A 21166-nucleotide genomic window follows, 5' to 3' on the forward strand; every position below is an offset into this window, starting at 1 on the left:
CGGGGTCGCGTCGGGGTCCGGTTCAGGGTCCGACCGGTACCAGGGGACGAGTCGGGAGTAGACCTGCGGCCGATGCGCGCCGGCCGCAGGTTCCGGCATCCTTCTCATCATGATTGAAGTGAGGGGACTGACAAAGACCTTCGGTGCGACGAAGGCGGTGGACAACCTGACGTTCAACGTGAAGCCGGGTATGGTCACCGGCTTCCTCGGTCCGAACGGTGCAGGCAAATCGACGACGATGCGCATGATCCTCGGGCTGGACCGCCCCACGGCGGGCAGCGCGCTGATCGACGGCAAACCGTACAGCGACCTGGTGCAGCCGTTGCGGACGGTGGGGGCCCTGCTCGACGCGAAGTGGGTGCACCCCAACCGCTCGGCCCGAGCCCATCTGCAGTGGATGGCGGCGTCCAACTCGCTGCCGAAGAGCCGCGTCGACGAGGTGCTGCACCTCGTCGGGCTCACCGAGGTGGCGGGGAAGAAGGCAGGCGGGTTCTCGCTCGGCATGTCCCAGCGACTGGGCCTGGCCGCCACGCTGCTCGGCGACCCGAAGGTGCTCCTGTTCGACGAGCCGGTGAACGGGCTCGACCCGGAGGGCATCGTCTGGATCCGGAAGTTCATGCAGCGCCTCGCGGCAGAGGGCCGCACCGTGCTGGTGTCGAGCCACCTGCTGTCCGAGATGGCGCTCACCGCAGAACATCTGGTGGTCATCGGCCGGGGCCGGCTGATCGCCGACACCACCGTGTCCGAGTTCGTCAGCAAGTCCTCGGAATCGACGGTGCGCGTGCGGAGCCCACAGCTGGATGCGCTGCGCAGCGCGCTCACGTCCAACGGACTCACGGTGCGCGAGGACGGATCCGACGGGCAGCAGGCGCTCGTCGTGGTGGATTCGTCGACGGACGTCGTCGGCGGGATCGCCGGTTCGCAGGGCATCGTCCTGCACGAGTTGGCATCTCAGCGCGGATCGCTGGAGGACGCCTTCATGAAGTTGACCGGAGACGACGTGCAGTACCACGCAGAGGGCGTCGAAGATGTGATGAGGGGTGCACTGTAATGGCTGTTCTCAATGCCGAACGGATCAAGATCACGTCGACGAGGTCGCCGTGGTGGTGCACGGTCATCATCATCGTGCTGGGACTCGGCCTCGCCGCAGTCATCGGGCTCAGCGCGAAGGCCAGTATCAACTCCTTCAACAACCAGATCGCGGACGGTAGGCAACCGGATTTCGATCCGTTCCTGCCGCAGATGGCGGACGCGGTGGGCGGTGTGTCCGGATTCGGCGTGCTGGTGCTGATGATCCTCGCCGCGCTCGCCGTGACCAGCGAATACCGGTTCGGCGTCATCCGCACCACGTTCCAGGCCATCCCGAACCGGGCGTCCGTCCTGATCGCGAAGGCCGGCCTGATCGGCGCGTTCGGCGCCGTGCTGACGTTCGTCCTCACGTTCGGGGCGTACGCCATCGCGAAGGCGACGGCCGGCGACGAAGCGGGAGCGGCACTCACACTGACCGGTGCGGACGCGTGGCGGTCGATCTACGGCGTCCCGATCTACGCGTTCCTGTGCGTGGTCCTCGCTGTCGGAGTCGGCACCCTGCTGCGTCAGTCGGCGGGCGCGATCGCCCTGCTGCTGCTGTGGCCGCTGCTGATCGAGAGCCTGTTCAACCTGTTCGGCTCGTTCGGCCAGAAGATCATGCCGTTCCTGCCGTTCCTCAACGCCAACAACTTCCTGGGAGCGTCGCAAGGAGCCGATTTCCACTGGGGCCCGTGGGGCAGCCTCGTGTACTTCGCGGTGTTCGTCTTCGTGATCTTCGGGGCCGGACTGGTGGTCGTCAACAAGCGCGACGCCTGACACCCGATACAGTGATCTCGCCCTGCTCCTCCGCCAGGTGATCGTCGGGAGACCTGGCTGAGGGTGACGGTGGGGCGGGAGCCTGTGGGCCGGTGCGAAATCCATTCGCGCCGGCCCACAGGTGCTTCTGCGTTAGGCTCCCGACATGCGACTACGGGGAGTTTTCACAGTCGGAGTGGCCGGTGCGATGGTCCTGGCCGGGTGCTCGTCGACGAGCGAACCCGATTCGCCGCCGGTCGACGCGAGCGCTCTCGCGGCTTCGGTCACCGAGAGTGGTGTGGTGGGGCACCTCGAGCAACTGCAGACGATCGCCGAGAGCAACGACGGCAACCGCGCGGCCGGAACCTCCGGCTACGACGCGAGCGTCGACTACGTCGCACAGACATTGGAAGACAAGGGCTTCGACGTCCAGACCCCGGAATTCGAGTTCCACAAGTTCGACGTGCACACGGAGGCCCTGCGGTCCGGCGATCGTGACTTCGACGTCCGGGCGCTGTCGTATTCGCCGTCCACCGGTCCGCAGGGGCTCACCGCCCGCCTGGTGCCCGCTCGCAAGGACGACAGTCCGGGATGCGAGGCCACCGATTACGACGGCCTCGACGTGACCGGGGCGATCGTCCTCGTGAACCGCGGGGTGTGCCCGTTCGCGGCCAAGCAGCAGGTGGCCTCCGAGCGCGGCGCCGCAGGCGTGATCGTCGTCAACAACGAGGACGGACCGATGAGCGGCGGCACCCTCGGCGACCCGGACGTGGGCAAGGTGCCCACGGGCGGGGTGAGCAAGGCGGACGGCGCCGCGCTCGAGCAGGCCGGGGGCGACGTCACCCTCACGCTCGACACCGTCACCGAGTCGAGCACCGCGCGCAACGTCATCGCCCAGACGAAGACCGGCTCGACGGACGACGTCGTGATGGTCGGTGCCCACCTGGACAGCGTCCCCGACGGCCCCGGCATCAACGACAACGGCACCGGCGTCGCCGCGACCCTCGAAACGGCCGTGCAACTCGGCGGTTCGCCCGACGTCGACAACGCCGTGCGCTTCGCGTTCTGGGGCGCCGAGGAATTGGGTCTGCTGGGATCCGAGGCCTACGTCGACAGTCTCAGCGAGGAGCAGCGGAATGACATCGCGCTGTACTTGAACTTCGACATGCTCGGTTCCGAGAACGCCGGCTACCTCGCCTACGACGGCGACAATTCCGACAACGTCGGCGAGGGGCCCGGACCCGAGGGTTCCGCGGGCATCGAGCGGACGTTCACCGAGTTCCTCCAGGGCAACGGCATCGCCGCGGACGGCACGGACTTCGACGGCCGATCCGACTACGGACCGTTCATCGAGCACGGAATCCCCTCGGGCGGGGTGTTCAGCGGGGCCGACGAGACGAAGACTCCCGAGCAGGCGCAGAAGTGGGGCGGCACCCCGGGTGTCGTGTACGACAAGAATTACCACAGCGCAACCGATACCCTCGAGAACGTGGACCGGGCCGCCCTCGCCAAGAATGCCGCCGCGGTCGCATATGCCGTCGGGGTGTACGCGGAGTCGCTCACGGGTCCGAACGGAGTCCCCATCAGCGCGGACCGGGAGAAGGCGCGGGCCACCGAGTGAAGTCCGATTCGTCACGGGTTTGTGCATGTGACGCTGAGTTACTCTTACTCCCGTGAGCGACGACCCCGCCGAAGAGAGCAGTGCCCAGCCGGGCGCTGCGCAGACACCGAAACGGGGCGACAAGGTGCTGGGCTGGGTGGGATCGGTGAATCGGCAGCCGCAGCTGATCGAGGGGCTGCGAAAGGTTCGTCGCGCGCTCCCCGGCGATCCCGCGTTCGGCGACCCGCTTTCGACGGCCGGCCCCGGGAGCGCCCGGGCCATCGCCCGCGTCGCCGACCGTTTCCTCGACCACCAGCCGGGCGCGTCCCGCGAGATGAGCCTCGGCGCGCTGCAGGTGTGGCAGGCGCTGCTCGAGCGCACCGGACGTGGGCGGGGAACGCGGGAGGTGACCATCGTGTTCACCGACCTCGTGGGGTTCTCCAGTTGGTCGCTGCCCGCCGGCGACAGCGCCACCCTCGCCCTGCTGCGCGACGTCGCCCGAGCCGTCGAGACGCCCATCGTCGACCGGGGCGGGCACGTGGTGAAACGACTGGGCGACGGCGTGATGGCCGTCTTCCCCAGCCCGGACCGCGCGATCGACGCCGTCTTCGCCGCGCAGGAAGCCCTCGCGGACGTCGAGGTGGACGGCTACCGCCCCCGCATGCGCGTCGGCATCCACACCGGTTCGCCCCGGCAGATCGGCAGCGACTGGCTCGGCGTCGACGTGACCGTGGCGGCCCGGATGATGGAACTGGGGGGCGACGGCAACGTGATGGCGTCGTCCGCCACGCTGTCGAGCCTGCAGCCGGGCACCCTCGACGAACTGGGGGTCGGGGTCAAGCCGTGGCGGCGTGCCTTCTTCGCCCCCGCCCCCAGCGGAGTGCCCTCCGACCTCGGTATCTGGCGGTTGCGGCTCCGCCGCCCGTGAGTACTTGTTAACGTCCGGCGGTTAACAAGTACTCACGTGCCGCAGGCGCCACAAGGGGGACACGGGGCCGTGACCGGCACCCAGGTCGTACGACGCCTCCAGGCACTTGGTGACCCATTCCTTGCCGAACGCCACCGCGTCGGGCACGGACCACCCGTGGGCGAGCGCACTCGCGATGGCGGCCGCGAGGGTGTCGCCGCCGCCGTGGTCGTTGCCGGTGTCGATCCGGGGACTGCTGAACTCGAGGAATCGGTCGCCGTCGAACAGCAGATCGGTGCTCGACGCCGACGTCCGGAGATGCCCGCCCTTCACGATCGACCACTGCGCGCCGAGCGCGTGCAGCGCCTCAGCGGCCCGGCGCGCGGTCGCGTCGTCCACGACCTCGATGCCGGTGATCAACCGGATCTCGTCGAGGTTCGGGGTGACCACCGTGGCGATCGGGATCAGCGTGTTCCGCACGGCGTCCAGCGCCTCCGCGTGCAGGAGCGGATCGCCGTGCATCGACGCGCACACCGGGTCGACGACCAGCGGGACCGGCTGGTCCCGGCCGATCCCGACCTCGGTGCACACGGCCGCGACGGCCTCGATGATGGCCGTCGACGCGAGCATCCCCGTCTTCGCTGCCCCGACCCCGATGTCGTCGACGACGCACCGCACCTGCGCGGCCACCGTCTCCGGCGGAATCTCGTGGAAACCGCTGACGCCCACCGAGTTCTGCACCGTCACCGCGGCGACCGCGACACATGCGTGGACGCCGCAGAGCGCCATCGTCCGCGAGTCCGCCTGGATCCCGGCGCCACCGCCGGAATCGGTGCCGGCGATGGTGAGGACGCGGACGGGGGTCTGGCCGTCGGGGGTCAGGGGCAGCAGCTTCACGAAGGGGACCTTACCGATTCTCTGAGGTGACGGATTCGACGGGCAGATACACGCGGCCACCTGCGCCGACGAACTCGCTCGACTTCTCGGCCATGCCCGCCTCGATGGCTTCGATCGAATCGAGCCCGTGCTGCTGTGCGTACTCCCGCACGTCGGCGGAGATCCGCATGGAGCAGAACTTCGGGCCGCACATCGAGCAGAAGTGGGCCGTCTTCGCCGGCTCCGCGGGCAGCGTCTCGTCGTGGAACTCCCGCGCCGTATCCGGGTCGAGGGACAGCGCGAACTGGTCGTGCCAGCGGAACTCGAACCGGGCCTTCGACAGCGCGTCGTCCCGCTCCTGCGCCCGCGGATGCTGCTTCGCGAGGTCCGCGGCGTGCGCCGCGATCTTGTACGTGATGACCCCGGTCTTGACGTCGTCCCGATTCGGCAGCCCCAGGTGCTCCTTTGGGGTCACGTAGCAGAGCATCGCGGTGCCGGCCTGCGCGATCATCGCCGCCCCGATCGCGGACGTGATGTGGTCGTACGCCGGTGCGATGTCGGTGGCGAGCGGTCCGAGCGTGTAGAACGGCGCCTCCTCGCACAGCTCCTCCTCGAGCCGCACGTTCTCGACGATCTTGTGCATCGGCACGTGTCCGGGTCCTTCGATCATCACCTGCACGCCATGCGATTTCGCGATCTTCGTAAGCTCACCGAGGGTGCGGAGTTCGGCGAACTGGGCCTCGTCGTTGGCGTCCGCGATCGACCCGGGGCGCAGACCGTCACCGAGCGAGAACGTGACGTCGTAGCGGTGGAGGATCTCGCAGAGTTCGTCGAAGTGGGTGTACAGGAACGATTCCCGGTGATGGGCCAGACACCACGCCGCCATGATCGAACCGCCGCGGGAGACGATGCCGGTGACCCGGCGCGCGGTCAGCGGAATGTAGCGGAGCAGCACCCCGGCATGGACCGTCATGTAGTCGACGCCCTGCTCGCACTGCTCGATCACGGTGTCGCGGTAGATCTCCCAGGTGAGTGCCGTCGGATCACCGCCGACCTTCTCCAGTGCCTGATAGATCGGCACGGTTCCCACGGGCACCGGCGAATTGCGCAGGATCCATTCCCGGGTCTCGTGAATGTTCTTGCCGGTGGACAGGTCCATGATGGTGTCCGCGCCCCACCTGGTCGCCCACACCATCTTCTCGACCTCCTCTGCGATCGACGACGTCACCGCGCTGTTGCCGATGTTCGCGTTGATCTTGACCGCGAACGCCTTGCCGATGATCATCGGCTCGAGTTCGGGGTGGCAGCGGTTGGCCGGGATCACGGCGCGACCCGCCGCGACCTCGGCGCGCACCGTCTCGGGTGAAACACCCTCGCGTGCAGCGCAATACCGCATCTCGGGGGTGACGGTTCCGGCGCGGGCGGCGTCGAGCTGGGTGCCGGCCCGGTCGGCGATCCACGACGCCCGCAGGTGCGGAAGCCCCGCGTCGAGGTCGATCGTGGCGTCCGCGTCGGTGTACGGGCCCGACGTGTCGTACACGTCGAGGTGCTCACCGTTGGTGAGGTGTACGCGCCGGACCGGCACCCGGACCTCGCCCGACTGCAGGTACTGCTTGGTGCTGCCCTGGATCGGTCCCGTGGTGACGGACGTGGCTGTAGATATGGTTGTGCTCATCGATGATGCTCCCTACGCCGGCATTACCCGGACAGGTTCGACGGTCGACGGCCCCTAGCCGTCCTCTCAGCCCGCTGGTGCGAGCCCCCGTGGATGTGTAGTTGTCCCGGAGACTGTAACCGAGATCTCTGTGAGTGAAACATTCGGGGGAAACTTGGACAGGGCTTCCGTACATCGGTATAAAGGGTGATGAACATCACATTTCGATTACGACACATACCCCCAGGAGATAGCCATGCTGACAGATGCGCAGGTTGTGGACGTGATCGACAACGCCGATCAGAACCGATTCGAACTTCGACTGAGTGGTGACCTGGTCGGCATCCTCGGTTATTTCGCCCTCGCGGACACCCCGCCGGGTGCGGGTGCGGGAGTGGGCGTGGTGGCCCGGCCGCCGGGCCAGAGAGGCCGGGGGCGACAGGCTCCGGTGGTCTCGTTCATGCACACGGTGATCGTCGAGGACTTCGGTCACCGCGGACTCGCCGGACTCATGGTGGGGCGCTCCCTCGACCTCGCCCGCGGGTACGGCTGGAAGGTCCGGCCCGTATGCACCTATGTGCAGCGCTTCGTCGCGGGGCATCCCGAGTACCGCGACCTCGTGGTCCCGGTGGAGGCCTGACGGCGGTCGGTCGGGACACGAAACGACCACTCGTCGGCAACGAAACGGTTCCGGGGCCGGTGATTCCACTCGCGACGGTGCCCATGGGCTGATCTCATGAGTGGCATGGATCACTTTTCGAACGTTCCCGAGCCGTCGGGGAGCATCACGGCCACTGATGCTGGCATCACGGCCACTGATGCTCGCGTACTCGACAACCCCGCCCACGAACGATTCGACCTGTGGCTGGGGGACGAGCTGGTCGGCATCCTCGGCTATCGCGACGAGGACGACATTCCCGGGTTCACCGCCAAGCCCGGCGAGGTGGTCGCGTTCATGCACACGGTGATCGTGGAAGACCTCGGTGGCCGCGGCCTCGCTGCGGTCCTCGTGGGCGAGGCGCTGGGTTCAGCGCGCAGGCGGGGCTGGAAGGTGCGTCCCATCTGCACGTACGTCCGGCGCTACGTGGCGCTGAACCCGGAGCATCTCGACATTCTGGTCGCCGACTAGAAACCGGGGCGCCGTTCGTCTCGGGTTGCTGCGCCTCAGTCGCCGAGGTCGACGATGACCGGCGCGTGATCGCTGGCGCCCTTGCCCTTGCGTTCGTTGCGGTCGATCTCGGCCTTGTCGACACGGCCGGCGAGGGCGGGCGACCCGAGCACGAAGTCGATGCGCATGCCCTGCTTCTTCGGGAACCGCAGCTGGGTGTAGTCCCAGTAGGTGTAGACACCCGGGCCGGGGGTGTGCGGCCGGACGACGTCGGCGAATCCCGATTCGACGAACGCCTGGAAGGCCTCCCGCTCCGGGACGGACGTGTGGGTCTTGCCCTCGAACAGTGCCGGATCCCAGACGTCCTCGTCGGTGGGCGCGACGTTCCAGTCACCGACCAGCGCGATCTGCGCGTCCGGATTCCGGTCCAGCCATCCGACCGCATCCGTGTGCAGCTTCGCCAGCCAGTCCAGCTTGTACGTGTAGTGCGGATCGGCGAGCTCACGCCCGTTGGGGACGTACAGGCTCCAGATGCGGACGCCGTTGCAGGTGGCGCCGATGGCGCGGGCTTCCTGCGCGGGCGCGACCTCCGGGTCCTTGTGGAACCCGGGCTGATCCTCGAAGCCGATCTGCACGTCGTCGAGGCCGACACGGGACGCGATCGCGACACCGTTCCACTGGCTGAGGCCCACGTGCGCGACCTCGTACCCCAGTTCGCGAAACCGCTCGTACGGGAACTGCTCGTCCTTGCACTTGGTTTCCTGCATCGCCAGCACGTCGACGTCGGACCGCTGGAGCCAGTCCAGGATCCGGTCGGTACGGGCACGAACAGAGTTCACGTTCCAGGTTGCGATGCGCACGGCAGCCACCCTAGCGGCACTGGCCGACAGATTTTCAGCCGCCGGGTTCGGTGGCGTAGCGGTACCGGTGGTGCGTCACGAAGCCGACGTTCCGGTACATCGCCTGCGCGCCTTCGTTCTCGACGGCGACCTGCAGACACGCGTGGGTCGCACCGTGCTCGCGTCCCCAATTGATCATGTCGCCGCAGATCAGGCTGCCGATTCCGCGGCGGCGATGGTCCTGCGCCACCTCGACAGCGGTGAGCCCGACCCATCGACGGTCGTCGGGCGCGGTCGTGACGGATCCGCGGGCGACGGCGAGGAGCGTCGAGTCGGCGGCGCCGATCCGGCCGAAGCCGAGCGTCCCGCCGCGGACCGAGTTCAGCACGTCGACCGCGAAGTCGGGGAGCGCGGACCCGCGGTAGCGGTAGAGGGCGAGCCAGTCCGGATCGGGGTGATCGGTGACGGTCGTGGTCCGCGGACCCTCGGGCAGCGCCAGGTTGTCGACGTCGGCGGCCATCACGACCACTTCGTCGCTGACGTTCCAGCCCAGCGGCACCTCGCCCAGGCGGTCGGGGATCAGCAACCGCAGCGGGCGGTCCCTTTCGGCGTACCACTCGCGCAGGCGGTCGAGCGTGCCGCCGGGGGAGGGGTCGTCCAGACTCCCGACCGACCCGCGGTCGCCGAGCGGCGCCGCCGAGTTGGCGCGTCCGGTGAAGCCGTGGCCGTACCGGGCGAGCCAGCCGTCGATCCATGCGTGCTCGATCCCCGGCCAGCCGTCGGCGGAGGCCAGTTCGAGGGACCGGATCTCGCTCGCCCGCACGGGGCGTGCGGGGACCGCCTTCAGTGCGACCACCCGCTCCGGCTCCACTTCGATCGCGGAGCCGGCCGCGTCGCGGACGACCACGAGCGGCTCGACGCTCTCGAGTACCCCGATGACGTCGGTCATCGGATGGCTGGAACCGGGCGGCAGCTGGTATCGCAGCACCACCCGGCTTCCGAGCGGAATGTCAGTCGTCATGCCCGAACGGGTCTTCGACCGTTCCCGGCACCCAGCTGAGCCCGGGAACTCCCCAGCCGGCGCGCTTGATGGTCTTCTTCGCGGCGCGTGCATTGCGGCCGACCAGCATGTCGACGTAGAGGAAGCCGTCGAGGTGACCGACCTCGTGCTGCAGCATGCGCGCGAAGAAGTCGCGTCCCTCGATCTCGACGGCATTGCCGTCGGCGTCGGTGCCGGTGACCTTCGCCCACTCGGCCCGGCCGGTGGGGAACTGCTCGCCGGGAACCGACAGGCAACCCTCGACGTCGTCGTCCGGGTCCGGCATGGTCTCGGGTCGTTCCGACGTCTCGAGGACCGGGTTGACGACGCAGCCCCGCCGGCGGAACGGCTTTCCGGTCTCGTCGACATCCGGGCAGTCGTAGACGAACAACCGCAGCGGCAGGCCGACCTGGTTGGCGGCGAGCCCGACGCCGTTGGCGGCGTCCATCGTGTCGTACATGTCGGCGATGATGTCTGCGAGTTCCGCAGGTGACTGGGACACCGTCTCGGTCGGTTCGTGCAATACCGGGTCGCCCACGATCCGGATGGGGAGGATGGCCATGGTCGTCAAGGATAGTGCGGCGCGCCCGAGCCGTTCGCACTGCCCGCGGCGTTCGTCGTGGTTGAATAGTCGCTGAAGTACAGCTGTGTAATTCGTTGCTCGATCGGCCACGCGATCGAGGAGCCGGGGGAACGTGGTTTCGCTGAGGTCGGGCGAGAGCTAGTAGTCGAGGAGTGAGATGGACGGCGCAACAGCGCGTAGTCGGAACCAGTCCGAGCGCATCGACGGCGACACTTCCGTAGGGGTCGACGACGTCGGCAACGACGACGGTCTCTCGCGTCGGGAGCACGACATCCTGTCCTTCGAGCGCCAATGGTGGAAGTACGCCGGCGCGAAGGAAGAAGCGATCAAAGAGCTGTTCGACATGTCCGCCACCCGGTACTACCAGGTGCTCAACGCGCTGGTGGACCGTCCGGAGGCGCTCGCAGCCGACCCGATGCTCGTCAAGCGCCTGCGACGGCTGCGCGCGAGCAGGCAGAAGGCCCGCGCGGCCCGTCGCCTCGGGTTCGACGTCACGTAGCAACCGGTCGCTAAGGTCGACATCGTGAGTACTCCGAAACCCGAATCGTCCGGCCCGCCGTTACGTGCCCTCGCGATGGTGCTGATCGCCCTCGCGATTCTCTTCGCAGGTCTCGGGTTCGCCTCGCTCGGAGGTTCGGATTCGGAGGAAACCGCAGCCACCGTCACCACTTCGGCGGCTGCCACGACCACCGCCGCCCGTCCGACGACGGCCGCCGGAGCGGGGGGAGGCACCTCCGCTTCCGCGGCGAGCACGACCTCCGGTGCGTCCAGCACCACGAAGGCTGCCGACGTGGCGTCGGTGCCGGTGCGGGTGCTCAACAACAGCAACGTCACGGGGCTCGCGAGCCAGACCGCCACCGAACTGATGTCCTCGGGGTGGACGGTGTCGGAAACCGGCAACTACAGCGACGGCACCATCTCCGAAACCACCGTGTACTACGGCACTTCCGCCGCGGAGAAGGAAGCGGCCACCGAGATCGCGGCGCAACTCGGGGTGTCGGCCGAGCCGAAGTTCCCGGGCATCGCGAATTCGTCGGCCGGTGTGGTCGTCATCGTCACCTCTGCGCACTAGACCGGACGGTCGGTGCGCCGGCGCCGCGGTTATGATCAGGTGCACTTCTTCGCCACCTCAAAGGAGCGGTTTGATGGCCTCGAGTTCTACCCGTCGGATGTCCTGGCGCATTGTCACCCCGGTGGTGGCCATTGCAGCTTTCGGGCTGACCGCCTGCAGTAACAACGAGGCGCCGACCGACGTTCCCGGCACCACTCCTCCCGTCTGGACCGGCGCCGCCGATCCCAGTGCGGCAGGCGTTCCCGGCGACGCCGAAAGCGGTTCGGGCGAGAACGCGGAGAGCGGCGCGCTCACCGCGACGCTGAAGAACGCGGAGGGCCAGAGCGTGGGTACCGCCACGTTCAAGCAGTCGGGCAGTCACGTCGAGGTCACCGTGTCCGTGAAGGACCAGACGCCCGGATTCCACGGTTTCCACGTGCACTCCGTCGGAAAGTGTGAGACGAACTCCGTGGCACCGACCGGTGGTGCGCCCGGAAACTTCCTGTCCGCGGGCGGGCACTTCCAGGCCGCGGGCCACTCGGGGCACCCGGCGAGCGGCGACCTCACGTCGCTGCAGGTGCTGGAGGACGGCACCGCCGAGTTGGTCACCAGCACCGACGCCTTCACGGTCGAGGACCTGAAGAACGGCGACAGCGGCACCGCGGTCATGATCCACTCGGGTCCCGACAATTTCGCGAACATCCCCACCCGTTACGCACCCGCTCCCGATCAGGAAACCCTGAACACCGGTGACGCGGGCTCTCGCGTGGCCTGCGGTGTCATCGGCGCCGGCTGAGTTGCGTGACACCCCGGCTGCAGCCGGGGTGTCGGCGCGCTGCCGCGGGCTGCGGCCTGTGGTTGGATCGAAACCGTGGTAGTTCCCTTTCCCGGTTCGCCGCGGCCGACGCTGGGTGTCGAGTGGGAGATCGCGCTGGTCGACAGGGTCACGCGGGATCTCTCCAACACGGCCGCGGAGGTGTTCGACGCGGTCGAGAATCTCGCGGGTCCGGAGGATCCGCGGATCACCAAGGAGTTGCTGCGCAACACCGTCGAACTCGTCACCGGCATCCACTCCACCGTCGGTGAGGCGATGGACGACCTCGACGAGTCGCTCGACCTGCTGCGGCGGGCGGCGAACCCGCTCGGGGTCGATCTCATCTGCGCCGGAACGCACCCGTTCGCGCAGTGGTCGACCCAATTGGTCACGCGCACACCGGATTACGACGAGCTGATCGAGCGCACCCAGTGGTGGGGCCGTCAGATGCTGATCTGGGGTGTGCACGTCCACGTGGGGGTGTCTTCGCCGCAGAAGGTGTTCCCGATTCTCAACGCGCTGTTGCAGCGGTACCCGCATCTGCTCGCGCTGTCCGCGTCGTCACCGATGTGGGCGGGAGTGAACACGGGGTACGCGAGTAATCGCGCCCTGATGTTCCAGCAACTCCCCACCGCGGGGCTCCCGTACCAGTTCGCGAACTGGGCGCAGTACGAGGATTTCATCAGCGACCAGATGAAGACCGGGGTGATCACCAAGATCGGCGGGATGCACTGGGACATCCGGCCTGCGCCGCGGTGGGGCACCATCGAGGTCCGCGTCTTCGACGGCATCTCCACCCGCGCCGAACTCGGTGCCCTCGTCGCGCTCGTGCACTGTCTTATCGTCGACCTCGACCGGCGTTTCGAGGCGGGCGAGAACCTGCCGAACCTGCAGCCGTGGCACGTGAAGGAAAACAAGTGGCGGGCTGCGCGGTACGGACTCGACGCGGAGATCATTCTCGACGAGGACAGCAACGAGCGGCTCGTCACCGACGACCTGAACGACCTGCTGGAGAAGCTGGCGCCGACCGCCGTGCGACTCGGCTGCGCGGACGAATTGGCCGCCGTGGCCGAGATTCCCCGCCGCGGCGCCTCCTACCAGCGGCAACGTCAGGTCGCGGAGGCCACCGGCGGTGACCTGGTAGCCGTGGTCGATGCGCTGGTGAAGGAGCTCGGGACCTGAAAGTCGGTCTCGGGCAGGACACTCGTCCACTTGCCGTTCACGTGTTGTTTACACTTGGCGGGTGTCGATCGACGATGTTGCCGTTGTACGGCCGGGTGGGCCCGTCGATCGTTCCCGCATGTTCGTTGCGGGCGGGGCGCTCGGTGTGGCGATCCTGCTTGTCGTGGTCCAGTCGGTCGCGTCCGTCCAGGGTTTCCAGGGTCCCTTGGAGAGCCTGTTCCGCGACTACGTCCTGACCCCGAAGTCGGCGTCCGTCCCGTGGGCCGGCCTCGCGCTTGCGATGGTCGGGCTCACCAACCGGCAACGCATCGTCGCGCTGTCTTCGGCGGCAGGCATCGACGTGGTGGTCGCCGCTGTGCGCTACCTGTCGGGTGGCCCGCTGACCGTCGGGAACGGCGCGACTTGGGTACTCACCGCGGTCGGTGTCTACGCGGCGGTCCGGTGGACCGGCGAGCAGCGGCGCAGCGCCCTCAAAGGTGTCGGGCTGGGTGCGCTGCTGATTCTCGCGACCAAGTTCGGCGACGCCTGGCTGCAGGTCACGATCATGGCCGGGCCGATGGTCCTCGACGAGTTCGCCCAGCTCGCGGATCACGCGCTGGGAAGCCCGTCGTGGCACATGGGGCAGTTCGTCGACGCGCTCGGTCCCGTCGGGTACGGCATCCTGCACTGGGTCTACATCGAACTGCCGGTCGCGGCGATCGCGGTGGCCGTTTACCAGTTGCGGAACGGTTGGCCCTCGCACTACCTGGTGCGCACGTTCCTGCTGATCGGTCTCGTCGGTCCCGTCTTCTACGTGCTGTTCCCCGTGGTCGGTCCGATCTTCGCATTCGGTACCGACGGGCAGGGGTTCCAGGTCAGCGACTACTGGCCGAACCTCGTTCCGGCACCCGACTTCGCGCCCGAACCCCTGTCGTTCGATTCGACGACGCCGCGCAACTGCATGCCGAGCCTGCACACGGCGTGGGCCCTCGCACTGTTCATCCACTCCCGGCAGGGTGTCTGGTGGCTGCGGCTCGGCGGCACGTTCTGGCTGGTGTGCACACTGACCGCGACCCTCGGGTTCGGCTACCACTACGGCGTCGACCTGGTCGCCGGAGCGGTCCTGTGCCTGACCATCGAATCCGCGCTCCGCGACCCCGAACGGGGGTGGGGCTGGTTCCGGGTCCGCCTCGTCGGCGGCGGCGCGCTGGTGCTGGCGGGACTGCTGCTCAGCTACCGCTACCTCGCGGTGCCGATGAGCCGATTCCCAGAGGTGTCCGGACCGCTCGTTCTCGGTGCCCTCGCCGCGATGAGTCTCGGCTTCTACGCGACGTTCTTCGCCCGGCCCGACACCGCGCTGGCCCGGTGGGGCAGCGGCGCGAAGGCGGCGGTCACGGACGTTCTGGTGGCTCCAACTCGTTGATCATCAGCAGCCCGTCCTGATCGCGTTGCTCGCGGTACGCCACGCGGCCGACGCTGTGCGCGATGACCGGCGCGGTGAACAGGGTGAAGATGCCGACGAGGATCAGCATCCAGATGTCGACGTTGCCGCGCAATTCGAGGACGGCGCCCGCGAGAACCATGATGAGACCGACCACCTGCGGTTTGGTGGCGGCGTGCATGCGGCGCAGGGTGTCCGGGAACCGGACGATGGCGATGGCGGCCGTCAGCGCGAGCAGCGAACCGCACAGCATGAGGGTGGCCCCGATGACGTTCAGCACGGTGGTCACGACTTGTCACTCACCCGGAACCGGGCCACCGACACCGAGCCGATGAACCCCACCAGCGACAACGCGACGATGGCGGGCACGATCGTCGTGTCGCCGGTGTACGCCGCCCACACGGCGAGGCCGCACATCGCGAGCGCGATCAGGGTGTCGAGGGCGACGAGACGATCCAGCGAGTTCGGACCGTCGAGCAGCCGGAACGTCGTCAGCACCCCGGCGACGACCAGGATGATTCCGGATATGACCGATACGACTGTCATGAGCTGCCCTCCTGAGCGGGGTCGTCGTACTGCTGGTCGCGGTTGTGCCAGGGGCTCGGTTTCCAGTCGGAGTCCCGTTCGAACGCCTCGATGAACAACCGTTCCAACTGCGCGACGGTGCGGTAGAACTGGCTGACCGCCTTCTGCGAGCCCATGTCCAGGACGTGGACGTAGACGATCCGCCGGACCTGGTCGATCTCGAGGACCATGGTCCCGGGGATGAGGTTCAGCACGTCGATGCACAGGGTCAGCACGAGATCCGACTTGATCCCCAGCTGGTACCGCAGGACGCCGGTGACGGGCGGGGGTCCGGGCCGGAGTGCGAGCCACGCGATCTGGAGGCTCGACTGGAGCGAGTAGAACACGAACATCACAGCCAGCCGCAGCAGCGGCAGGAAGTGCACCCGGCCCTCCACGGGCACCCGCGGCAGGGGCATGAGCACCATGATGAGCGCGCCGACGGCGAGTCCGCCGAGAATGTTGCCCCAGCTGACGTTGCCCCACAACAGGATCCACACCGACATCAGCCACAGCAACGCGCCGAACTGGAGAATTCTCTCGCGTTTCATCGCGGTGCCTCCTGCGCTTCGCCGCGGGGGTGACCGCCGAGGACGGCGTCAATGTAGATGGACCGGTTCTGCAGATCGCTCGCGGCGCGATCGCTGATCTGGATGATCTGGCCGGCGAACACCGTCATCGCGAGCCCGACGGCGACGAGGGCGACGGTGGGGATCAGCATCATCGCGGGGATCCGGCCCACGTCGGCGCGGTCGTCGAACGCGATGTCGGCCTCGGACTCGTCGAGCAGCGCCGACGGGCTGACGTCTGCGAGGTCGCCCTCGGGGGCGTCGGCGCGGGCCCGCCAGAACGCCTTGGTCCACACGCGTGCGACGACGTACAGGGTGAGCAGGCTGGTGACGGTTCCGCCGGCGACGAGGGTCCACGCCAGCACGCTCGCGTCCGCGGAGCCGGCCTGCAACAACGCGACCTTGCCGATGAACCCGGAGAACGGGGGAATGCCACCGAGGTTGAGGGCCGGGATGAGGAACACGATGGCCAGGACGGGGCTGGCCGCGGCGAGCCCGCCGAGACGCCGCAACGACGAGGACCCGGCCTGGCGTTCGATGAGACCGACCACGAGGAACAGGGTGGTCTGCACGAGGATGTGGTGAGCCACGTAGTAGATGGCACCCGAGAGCCCCGACTGTGTGGACAGCGCGACACCGAACACCATGTATCCGATGTGGCTGACCAGGGTGAAGGACAGCAGACGTTTGATGTCGCTCTGCGCGATCGCACCGAGGATGCCGACGAGCATCGTCAGCAGGCCGCACACCATCAGCACGTTGTCGAGTTCGCCCTCCGGGAACAGCAGCGTGTGCGCGCGGATGATCGCGTACACACCCACCTTGGTGAGCAGACCGGCGAACACGGCGGTGACGGGGGCCGGCGCGGTGGGGTAGGAGTCGGGCAGCCACGTCGACAGCGGGAACACCGCGGCCTTGATGCCGAACGCCACCAGCAGCACGCCGAAGATGGCGGTGCGGGTGCCGGACGGGATGCCGTCGAGGCGGGTGGCCATGTCGGCGAGGTTGAGGGTGCCGGTGGCCGCGTAGGCGAACGCGATACCCGCCAGGAAGATCAGCGAGGACACCATCGACACCATCACGTACGACACACCCGCGCGGACGCGATCGGCGCTCGCGCCCAGCGTCAGCAACACGAAACTGGCGGCGAGGAGCACCTCGAAACCGACGTACAGGTTGAACAGGTCGCCGGCCAGGAACGCGTTGGAGATGCCCGCCGTCAGCGCCAGATACGTCGGCAGGAAGATCGAGACGGGCTGATCCTCACTGCCGTCGCGGATACCCTGACCCACGGCGTAGGCCATGACGGCGAGCAGCACGATGGACGAGACCACCAGCATCATCGCGGACAGTCGGTCGACCACCAGCGTGATGCCGATCGGCGAATCCCAGCCACCCACCTGAACGGCCGTCGTCCCGTCACGGTCCGCGAGGAACAGCAGCAGTCCCGACACGACGAGCACGCCGATCAACGCGACGAGCGTGATGATCCGCTGGGCCCGCGGACGCCGGCCGAGCACCAGCGTGGCCGCGGCGGCGAGCATCGGGACGAGGACGGGCAACGGCGCGAGCGCCGTGATGACGTGCGGGGAAATGGTCACGACTTCTCCCCGATCCCGGCCTTGTCGATGTCCTCGTCGTCGAAGTCACCCTCGTGCAGGTCTTCGTAGCATTCGAGGTCTTCGAGGTTCTTCAGTTCGTCCAGGGGAATGGGATTTCCGTCCTTGTCGAAGGCGTCGCCGCTGAAACTCGGCTCACCGGTGACCGGGTCGTCGGAGCGGTCGCGGTCCGGGGCCTCGGCAGGCGACCGCCGCCGCAGGACCTTGGTGTCCTCGAGGTCGTTCTCGACGGCGTCCTGCGTGGTGATCTTGAACGACCGGTACGCGAGCGCGAGCACGAAGCCGGCGATGCCCATCGTGATGACGATCGCCGTCAGGATCATCGCCTGAGCCAGCGGGTCGGCCATCGACTCGTGAATCGATTCGCGGCCGACGATGGGCGGATTGCCGTCCGGCCCACCGGACGTGAGGATGAGGAGGTTGATGCCGTTGCCGAACAGCAGCAACCCCAGCAGCATGCGGGTGATGCTGCGTTCGATGAGCAGGTAGACGCCGGCCGACACGAGGACGCCGATGATGACGAGAAATCCGAGGTTCGCGCTCATTACTGGTTCACCTCGACCTGTGCGTCGAGACGTGCCCCGAGGCTGCGGAGTACGTCGAGTACGAGTCCGACCACGATGAGGTACACACCCAGGTCGAAGAACAGGGCGGTGACCATCTTGACGTGACCGATCACCGGCAGTGTCACCTCGAAGACCGCGGACGAGAGCGCGGGGGCGCCGAGGAACAGCGACGCCAGCGCGGTGCCCGCGGCGAGGGTCAGCCCGAGCCCCAGGATCTTGCCCGCGTCGATCGGGACGGTCTCGCCGAGTTCGTACCGCCCGCCCGCGAGGTACCGCAGGACCAGCGCCAGCCCGGCGGTGAGGCCGCCGGCGAAACCGCCGCCGGGCGCGTTGTGACCGGAGAAGAAGAAGTACACCGACAACACCATGATGGTCGGGAAGATCAGCCGGGTCGTCACCTCGAGGACGAGCGAGCGGTGTTTCGGATCGATGAGGTCGCCGCCGAGCAGCCACGTGGTCTCGGAATGCGAGGCCGAAGACTCGGCCGTGACCGCGGGGGCGTCGGCCACCCGGGGGGCGCTGCCGAAGCGGCGGTTGCGGAACACCAGGCTCGCGACGCCCGTGGCCGCGACGAGCAGCACCGAGATCTCGCCGAGCGTGTCCCAGGCGCGGATGTCGACGAGCAGGACGTTGACGACGTTCTTGCCGTTGCCGAGGTAGTACGCCGCGTCGGGGAGCCGCTCGTAGATCGGCGCCGAGTTCCGTGCGTTGATGGCGTACGCGCCGATCGTGGTGATGGTGGCACCGACCGCGACCGCCAGCAGCGCCCGCGGAATCTTGAATCCGATCGCCCGGCGCTCGTCCACCTCGGCGGGCAGTTTCCGGAACACGAGGACGAAGATGACGAGGGTCAGCGTCTCCACCAGGAACTGGGTGAGCGCGAGGTCGGGGGCTCCGTGGAGAGCGAACAGCACACCGCAGCCGTAGCCGCTGAGACCGACGAGGATCACGCTGGCCAGGCGGTTGCGCATCACGGTCGCGGCGAGTGCGGCCGCGACCATCATCAGTCCGATCACGAACTGCACCGGCGAATCCCACAGGCGCACGTCGGCGCCGGTGTCGGTGCCCACGACGAGCAGCACCAGCGGCACCAGCACCAGGGTCCCGAGGATGGTCGCCTGGGTCAGCGGCAGCGAACCGCGCTGGGTGGCGCCGGTCAGCCGCATCGACAGGGCGTCCATGCCGCGCAGCGTCGCGTCGTAGATGCGGTCGGCGTTGCCGAGCGGGGGATGCTCGAACCGCAACCGGTTGACCCAGCGCTGCGCCACGAACAGCGCGGTGCCGACGGCGAACACGAGCAGCGTGAGCAGCAGCGCGGTGTTGACGCCGTGCCACAGCGCCAGGTGGTAGTCGGTGGCGGCCTCCGCGGGCAGCGTGCGTGAGTACGGGGTCAGCAGCTTCTCGAGCTGCGGTGCCGCCAGTCCCGCCACCAGGCTCAGCACCGCGAGAACGGCAGGCGCGGCGAGGAACAACGGTCCGGGAGCGTGCATGCCCTGCACGGCCGGGCTCGGCCGCGCGAGCCGCTTGCGGCCGAACGCGCCCCACATGAACCGCACGCTGTAGGCGAGCGTCAGGATCGAACCCAGCACGACGACGCCGACGGTGGCGATCCGCGCCGGGTCGGCGAGGACCGTGGTGCTCAGCAGGGAGTCGAACGCGGCCTCCTTGCCGACGAACCCGAGGAACGGCGGCAGCCCGGCCATGCTGGCCGCGGCCAGCGCGGCGAACACCATCAGCGCAGGCGCACGATTGCCGAGGTGCGCGAGTTTGCGGATGTCGCGGGTCCCCGTCGTGTGGTCGATGATGCCGACCACCATGAACAGTGCGGCCTTGAACATGGCGTGCGCGACGACCATCGTCATGCCCGCGAGCGCGGCGTCGCGGGTGCCGAGACCGACCAGCACCATCATGAAGCCGAGCTGACTGACGGTGCCGAACGCGAGCACCAGTTTGAGGTCGAAGGCGCGCATCGCCCGCCACCCGGCGAGGACCATCGTCAGCAGGCCGAGCGTGATGATCGTGAACCGCCAGGGCGCCGCGTCGGCGAAACCCGGCGACAACCTGGCCACCAGGTAGATGCCGGCCTTCACCATCGCGGCGGCGTGCAGATAGCCGCTGACCGGGGTGGGGGCGGCCATCGCGCCGGGCAGCCAGAAGTGCAGCGGGACGATCGCCGACTTCGACAGCGCACCGATGAGGACGAGCACGACGGCGACACCGGCGAGCCAGCCGCGAGGCGCGACCTCGATCAGTTCGGACAGGTTGTACGTGCCGCTCACCTGGCCGAGGATGATGATGCCGACGAGCATGGCCAGACCACCCGCGGTGGTGACGAGCAGGGCCTGCGTCGCGGCGCGGCGGCTGGAGGCGCGTTCGGCGTAATGCCCGACCAGCAGGAACGACAGGACCGTCGTCAGTTCCCAGAAGATGTAGAGCAGCAACATGTTGTCGCTGGCGACGAGCCCGAACATGGCCCCGGCGAACGCCACCATCTCGGCGGCGAAGATGCCGAGACGGGGTTCGTCGTCGGTGAAGTAGCGGGCGCAGTAGACCAGGATCAGTGTGCCGATGCCGAGCACCAGCACCGACATGATCGCGGCGAGCGGATCGAACCAGAAGTCGAGGTCCATCGACAGGCCCGGGGCCCACTCGACGGACACGGTCTGCACCGTGCCCCAGTTCGCGATCACCCATCCGAGTGACACCAGCGGGACGAGGGACAGGGGATAGAAACCGTTGCGGCCGAACTTGCGCACCACAAGCGGAGCCAGAACGGCGGCAACGGCATGGGCGAGCAGAACAGCAAGCAAAAGGCACTCCGTCGGGGGTCAGCGGGCGGCGGGGTGTCGGAACGAAACGAACCGAGTCGTGTAGACCGTTCGCTCAGCTAGCGAACTGGGCTACGGGTACATCCTACTGGGTCGGTTATTCGGGCCCACAATCGCGGCAAA

Annotated in this window: 22 protein-coding genes and 1 riboswitch; of the genes, 11 read left to right on the top strand and 11 right to left on the bottom strand. The window is 68.0% G+C overall.

Annotated elements, in window-relative coordinates; translation table 11 throughout:
* Positions 1–109: 109 nt before the first annotated feature.
* The 4 genes from MLGJGCBP_RS12950 to MLGJGCBP_RS12965 all read left to right on the top strand — a co-directional run bounded on the left by MLGJGCBP_RS12950 (position 110) and on the right by MLGJGCBP_RS12965 (position 4352).
* Positions 110–1051 (top strand): ABC transporter ATP-binding protein, encoded by a 942-nt coding sequence (locus MLGJGCBP_RS12950; RefSeq protein ID WP_005251715.1) that lies wholly within the window; start codon positions 110–112, stop codon positions 1049–1051.
* Entirely contained in the window at positions 1051–1845 is a 795-nt protein-coding gene (locus MLGJGCBP_RS12955) for an ABC transporter permease (protein ID WP_087558911.1), read from the top strand. The genes MLGJGCBP_RS12950 and MLGJGCBP_RS12955 overlap by 1 nt, the downstream gene beginning before the upstream one ends.
* A gap of 145 nt (positions 1846–1990) precedes the next feature.
* Positions 1991–3445 carry a M20/M25/M40 family metallo-hydrolase gene (locus tag MLGJGCBP_RS12960; protein WP_201453051.1) on the top strand — a complete coding sequence of 485 codons (1455 nt, stop codon included), beginning with the start codon at positions 1991–1993 and terminating at the stop codon, positions 3443–3445.
* Positions 3446–3497: 52 nt separating this feature from the next.
* The gene (locus tag MLGJGCBP_RS12965) at positions 3498–4352 is read left to right on the top strand and encodes an adenylate/guanylate cyclase domain-containing protein (RefSeq protein WP_087558909.1); all 855 of its coding nucleotides are present in this window, start codon (positions 3498–3500) and stop codon (positions 4350–4352) included.
* Positions 4353–4373: 21 nt separating this feature from the next.
* Here MLGJGCBP_RS12965 and thiD read toward each other — a convergent pair whose 3' ends face one another.
* Both thiD and thiC read right to left on the bottom strand, forming a co-directional pair.
* Positions 4374–5228: a bifunctional hydroxymethylpyrimidine kinase/phosphomethylpyrimidine kinase gene (gene thiD, locus MLGJGCBP_RS12970; RefSeq protein WP_160096059.1), complete on the bottom strand. Its 855-nt coding sequence runs from the start codon at positions 5226–5228 to the stop codon at positions 4374–4376.
* A gap of 10 nt (positions 5229–5238) precedes the next feature.
* Positions 5239–6882, bottom strand: a complete 1644-nt coding sequence (gene thiC / locus MLGJGCBP_RS12975; protein WP_160096061.1) for a phosphomethylpyrimidine synthase ThiC — start codon at positions 6880–6882, stop codon at positions 5239–5241.
* Positions 6875–6983: riboswitch (TPP riboswitch) on the bottom strand. Its footprint overlaps the gene before it by 8 nt.
* Positions 6984–7117: 134 nt before the next feature.
* On the opposite strand from thiC, the gene MLGJGCBP_RS12980 reads away from it, so the two are divergent.
* Both MLGJGCBP_RS12980 and MLGJGCBP_RS12985 read left to right on the top strand, forming a co-directional pair.
* Positions 7118–7501, top strand: a complete 384-nt coding sequence (locus MLGJGCBP_RS12980; RefSeq protein ID WP_160096063.1) for a GNAT family N-acetyltransferase — start codon at positions 7118–7120, stop codon at positions 7499–7501.
* A gap of 105 nt (positions 7502–7606) precedes the next feature.
* Positions 7607–7990, top strand: a complete 384-nt coding sequence (locus MLGJGCBP_RS12985) for a GNAT family N-acetyltransferase (RefSeq protein WP_201453052.1) — start codon at positions 7607–7609, stop codon at positions 7988–7990.
* Between the two features lie 35 nt (positions 7991–8025).
* Here the strand turns inward: MLGJGCBP_RS12985 and MLGJGCBP_RS12990 are convergent, their stop codons facing one another.
* Genes MLGJGCBP_RS12990 through MLGJGCBP_RS13000 form a run of 3 tightly spaced genes read right to left on the bottom strand, consistent with a single transcriptional unit; the run spans position 8026 to position 10409 of the window.
* The gene (locus MLGJGCBP_RS12990) at positions 8026–8829 is read right to left on the bottom strand and encodes an exodeoxyribonuclease III (RefSeq protein WP_087558904.1); all 804 of its coding nucleotides are present in this window, start codon (positions 8827–8829) and stop codon (positions 8026–8028) included.
* A 34-nt stretch (positions 8830–8863) separates the two neighbouring features.
* Positions 8864–9829 carry an N-acetylglutamate synthase, CG3035 family gene (locus MLGJGCBP_RS12995; protein WP_160096067.1) on the bottom strand — a complete coding sequence of 322 codons (966 nt, stop codon included), beginning with the start codon at positions 9827–9829 and terminating at the stop codon, positions 8864–8866.
* Positions 9819–10409 (bottom strand): peptide deformylase, encoded by a 591-nt coding sequence (locus MLGJGCBP_RS13000; RefSeq protein ID WP_087558902.1) that lies wholly within the window; start codon positions 10407–10409, stop codon positions 9819–9821. Before MLGJGCBP_RS13000 ends, MLGJGCBP_RS12995 begins: the two co-directional genes overlap by 11 nt.
* 178 nt (positions 10410–10587) lie before the next feature.
* Between MLGJGCBP_RS13000 and MLGJGCBP_RS13005 the strand changes: the two genes are divergently transcribed.
* From MLGJGCBP_RS13005 to MLGJGCBP_RS13025, 5 genes are all read left to right on the top strand, one after another.
* Complete coding sequence (locus MLGJGCBP_RS13005; protein WP_087558901.1) at positions 10588–10929, top strand: DUF3263 domain-containing protein; 342 nt, start codon at positions 10588–10590, stop codon at positions 10927–10929.
* Between the two features lie 24 nt (positions 10930–10953).
* Positions 10954–11502: a LytR C-terminal domain-containing protein gene (locus MLGJGCBP_RS13010; RefSeq protein WP_160096069.1), complete on the top strand. Its 549-nt coding sequence runs from the start codon at positions 10954–10956 to the stop codon at positions 11500–11502.
* A gap of 73 nt (positions 11503–11575) precedes the next feature.
* Positions 11576–12277: a superoxide dismutase[Cu-Zn] gene (gene sodC, locus MLGJGCBP_RS13015; protein ID WP_160096071.1), complete on the top strand. Its 702-nt coding sequence runs from the start codon at positions 11576–11578 to the stop codon at positions 12275–12277.
* Positions 12278–12352: 75 nt separating this feature from the next.
* The gene (locus MLGJGCBP_RS13020) at positions 12353–13477 is read left to right on the top strand and encodes a glutamate--cysteine ligase (protein WP_160096073.1); all 1125 of its coding nucleotides are present in this window, start codon (positions 12353–12355) and stop codon (positions 13475–13477) included.
* A 118-nt stretch (positions 13478–13595) separates the two neighbouring features.
* On the top strand, positions 13596–14879 hold the full coding sequence (locus MLGJGCBP_RS13025; protein ID WP_160096075.1) for a phosphatase PAP2 family protein: 1284 nt from the start codon (positions 13596–13598) through the stop codon (positions 14877–14879).
* Here MLGJGCBP_RS13025 and mnhG read toward each other — a convergent pair.
* From mnhG to MLGJGCBP_RS13055, 6 genes are read right to left on the bottom strand one after another with little or no spacing between them, the layout of a single operon-like run.
* Positions 14848–15186 (bottom strand): monovalent cation/H(+) antiporter subunit G, encoded by a 339-nt coding sequence (mnhG, locus tag MLGJGCBP_RS13030; RefSeq protein WP_005264391.1) that lies wholly within the window; start codon positions 15184–15186, stop codon positions 14848–14850. The two genes, MLGJGCBP_RS13025 and mnhG, sit on opposite strands and share 32 nt — an antisense overlap.
* Positions 15183–15443, bottom strand: a complete 261-nt coding sequence (locus tag MLGJGCBP_RS13035; protein WP_005251754.1) for a monovalent cation/H+ antiporter complex subunit F — start codon at positions 15441–15443, stop codon at positions 15183–15185. Before MLGJGCBP_RS13035 ends, mnhG begins: the two co-directional genes overlap by 4 nt.
* A complete protein-coding gene (locus MLGJGCBP_RS13040; RefSeq protein WP_087558896.1) occupies positions 15440–16012 on the bottom strand; it encodes a Na+/H+ antiporter subunit E in 573 nt (190 codons plus the stop codon). The genes MLGJGCBP_RS13035 and MLGJGCBP_RS13040 overlap by 4 nt, the downstream gene beginning before the upstream one ends.
* The gene (locus tag MLGJGCBP_RS13045; protein WP_160096077.1) at positions 16009–17631 is read right to left on the bottom strand and encodes a Na+/H+ antiporter subunit D; all 1623 of its coding nucleotides are present in this window, start codon (positions 17629–17631) and stop codon (positions 16009–16011) included. The genes MLGJGCBP_RS13040 and MLGJGCBP_RS13045 overlap by 4 nt, the downstream gene beginning before the upstream one ends.
* Positions 17628–18194: a Na(+)/H(+) antiporter subunit C gene (locus MLGJGCBP_RS13050; RefSeq protein ID WP_160096079.1), complete on the bottom strand. Its 567-nt coding sequence runs from the start codon at positions 18192–18194 to the stop codon at positions 17628–17630. The genes MLGJGCBP_RS13045 and MLGJGCBP_RS13050 overlap by 4 nt, the downstream gene beginning before the upstream one ends.
* A complete protein-coding gene (locus MLGJGCBP_RS13055; RefSeq protein ID WP_160096081.1) occupies positions 18194–21025 on the bottom strand; it encodes a Na+/H+ antiporter subunit A in 2832 nt (943 codons plus the stop codon). The genes MLGJGCBP_RS13050 and MLGJGCBP_RS13055 overlap by 1 nt, the downstream gene beginning before the upstream one ends.
* Positions 21026–21166: the final 141 nt, after the last annotated feature.

The sequence above is a fragment of the Rhodococcus sp. T7 genome (assembly GCF_009872365.1).
GTDB lineage: Bacteria > Actinomycetota > Actinomycetes > Mycobacteriales > Mycobacteriaceae > Rhodococcus_F.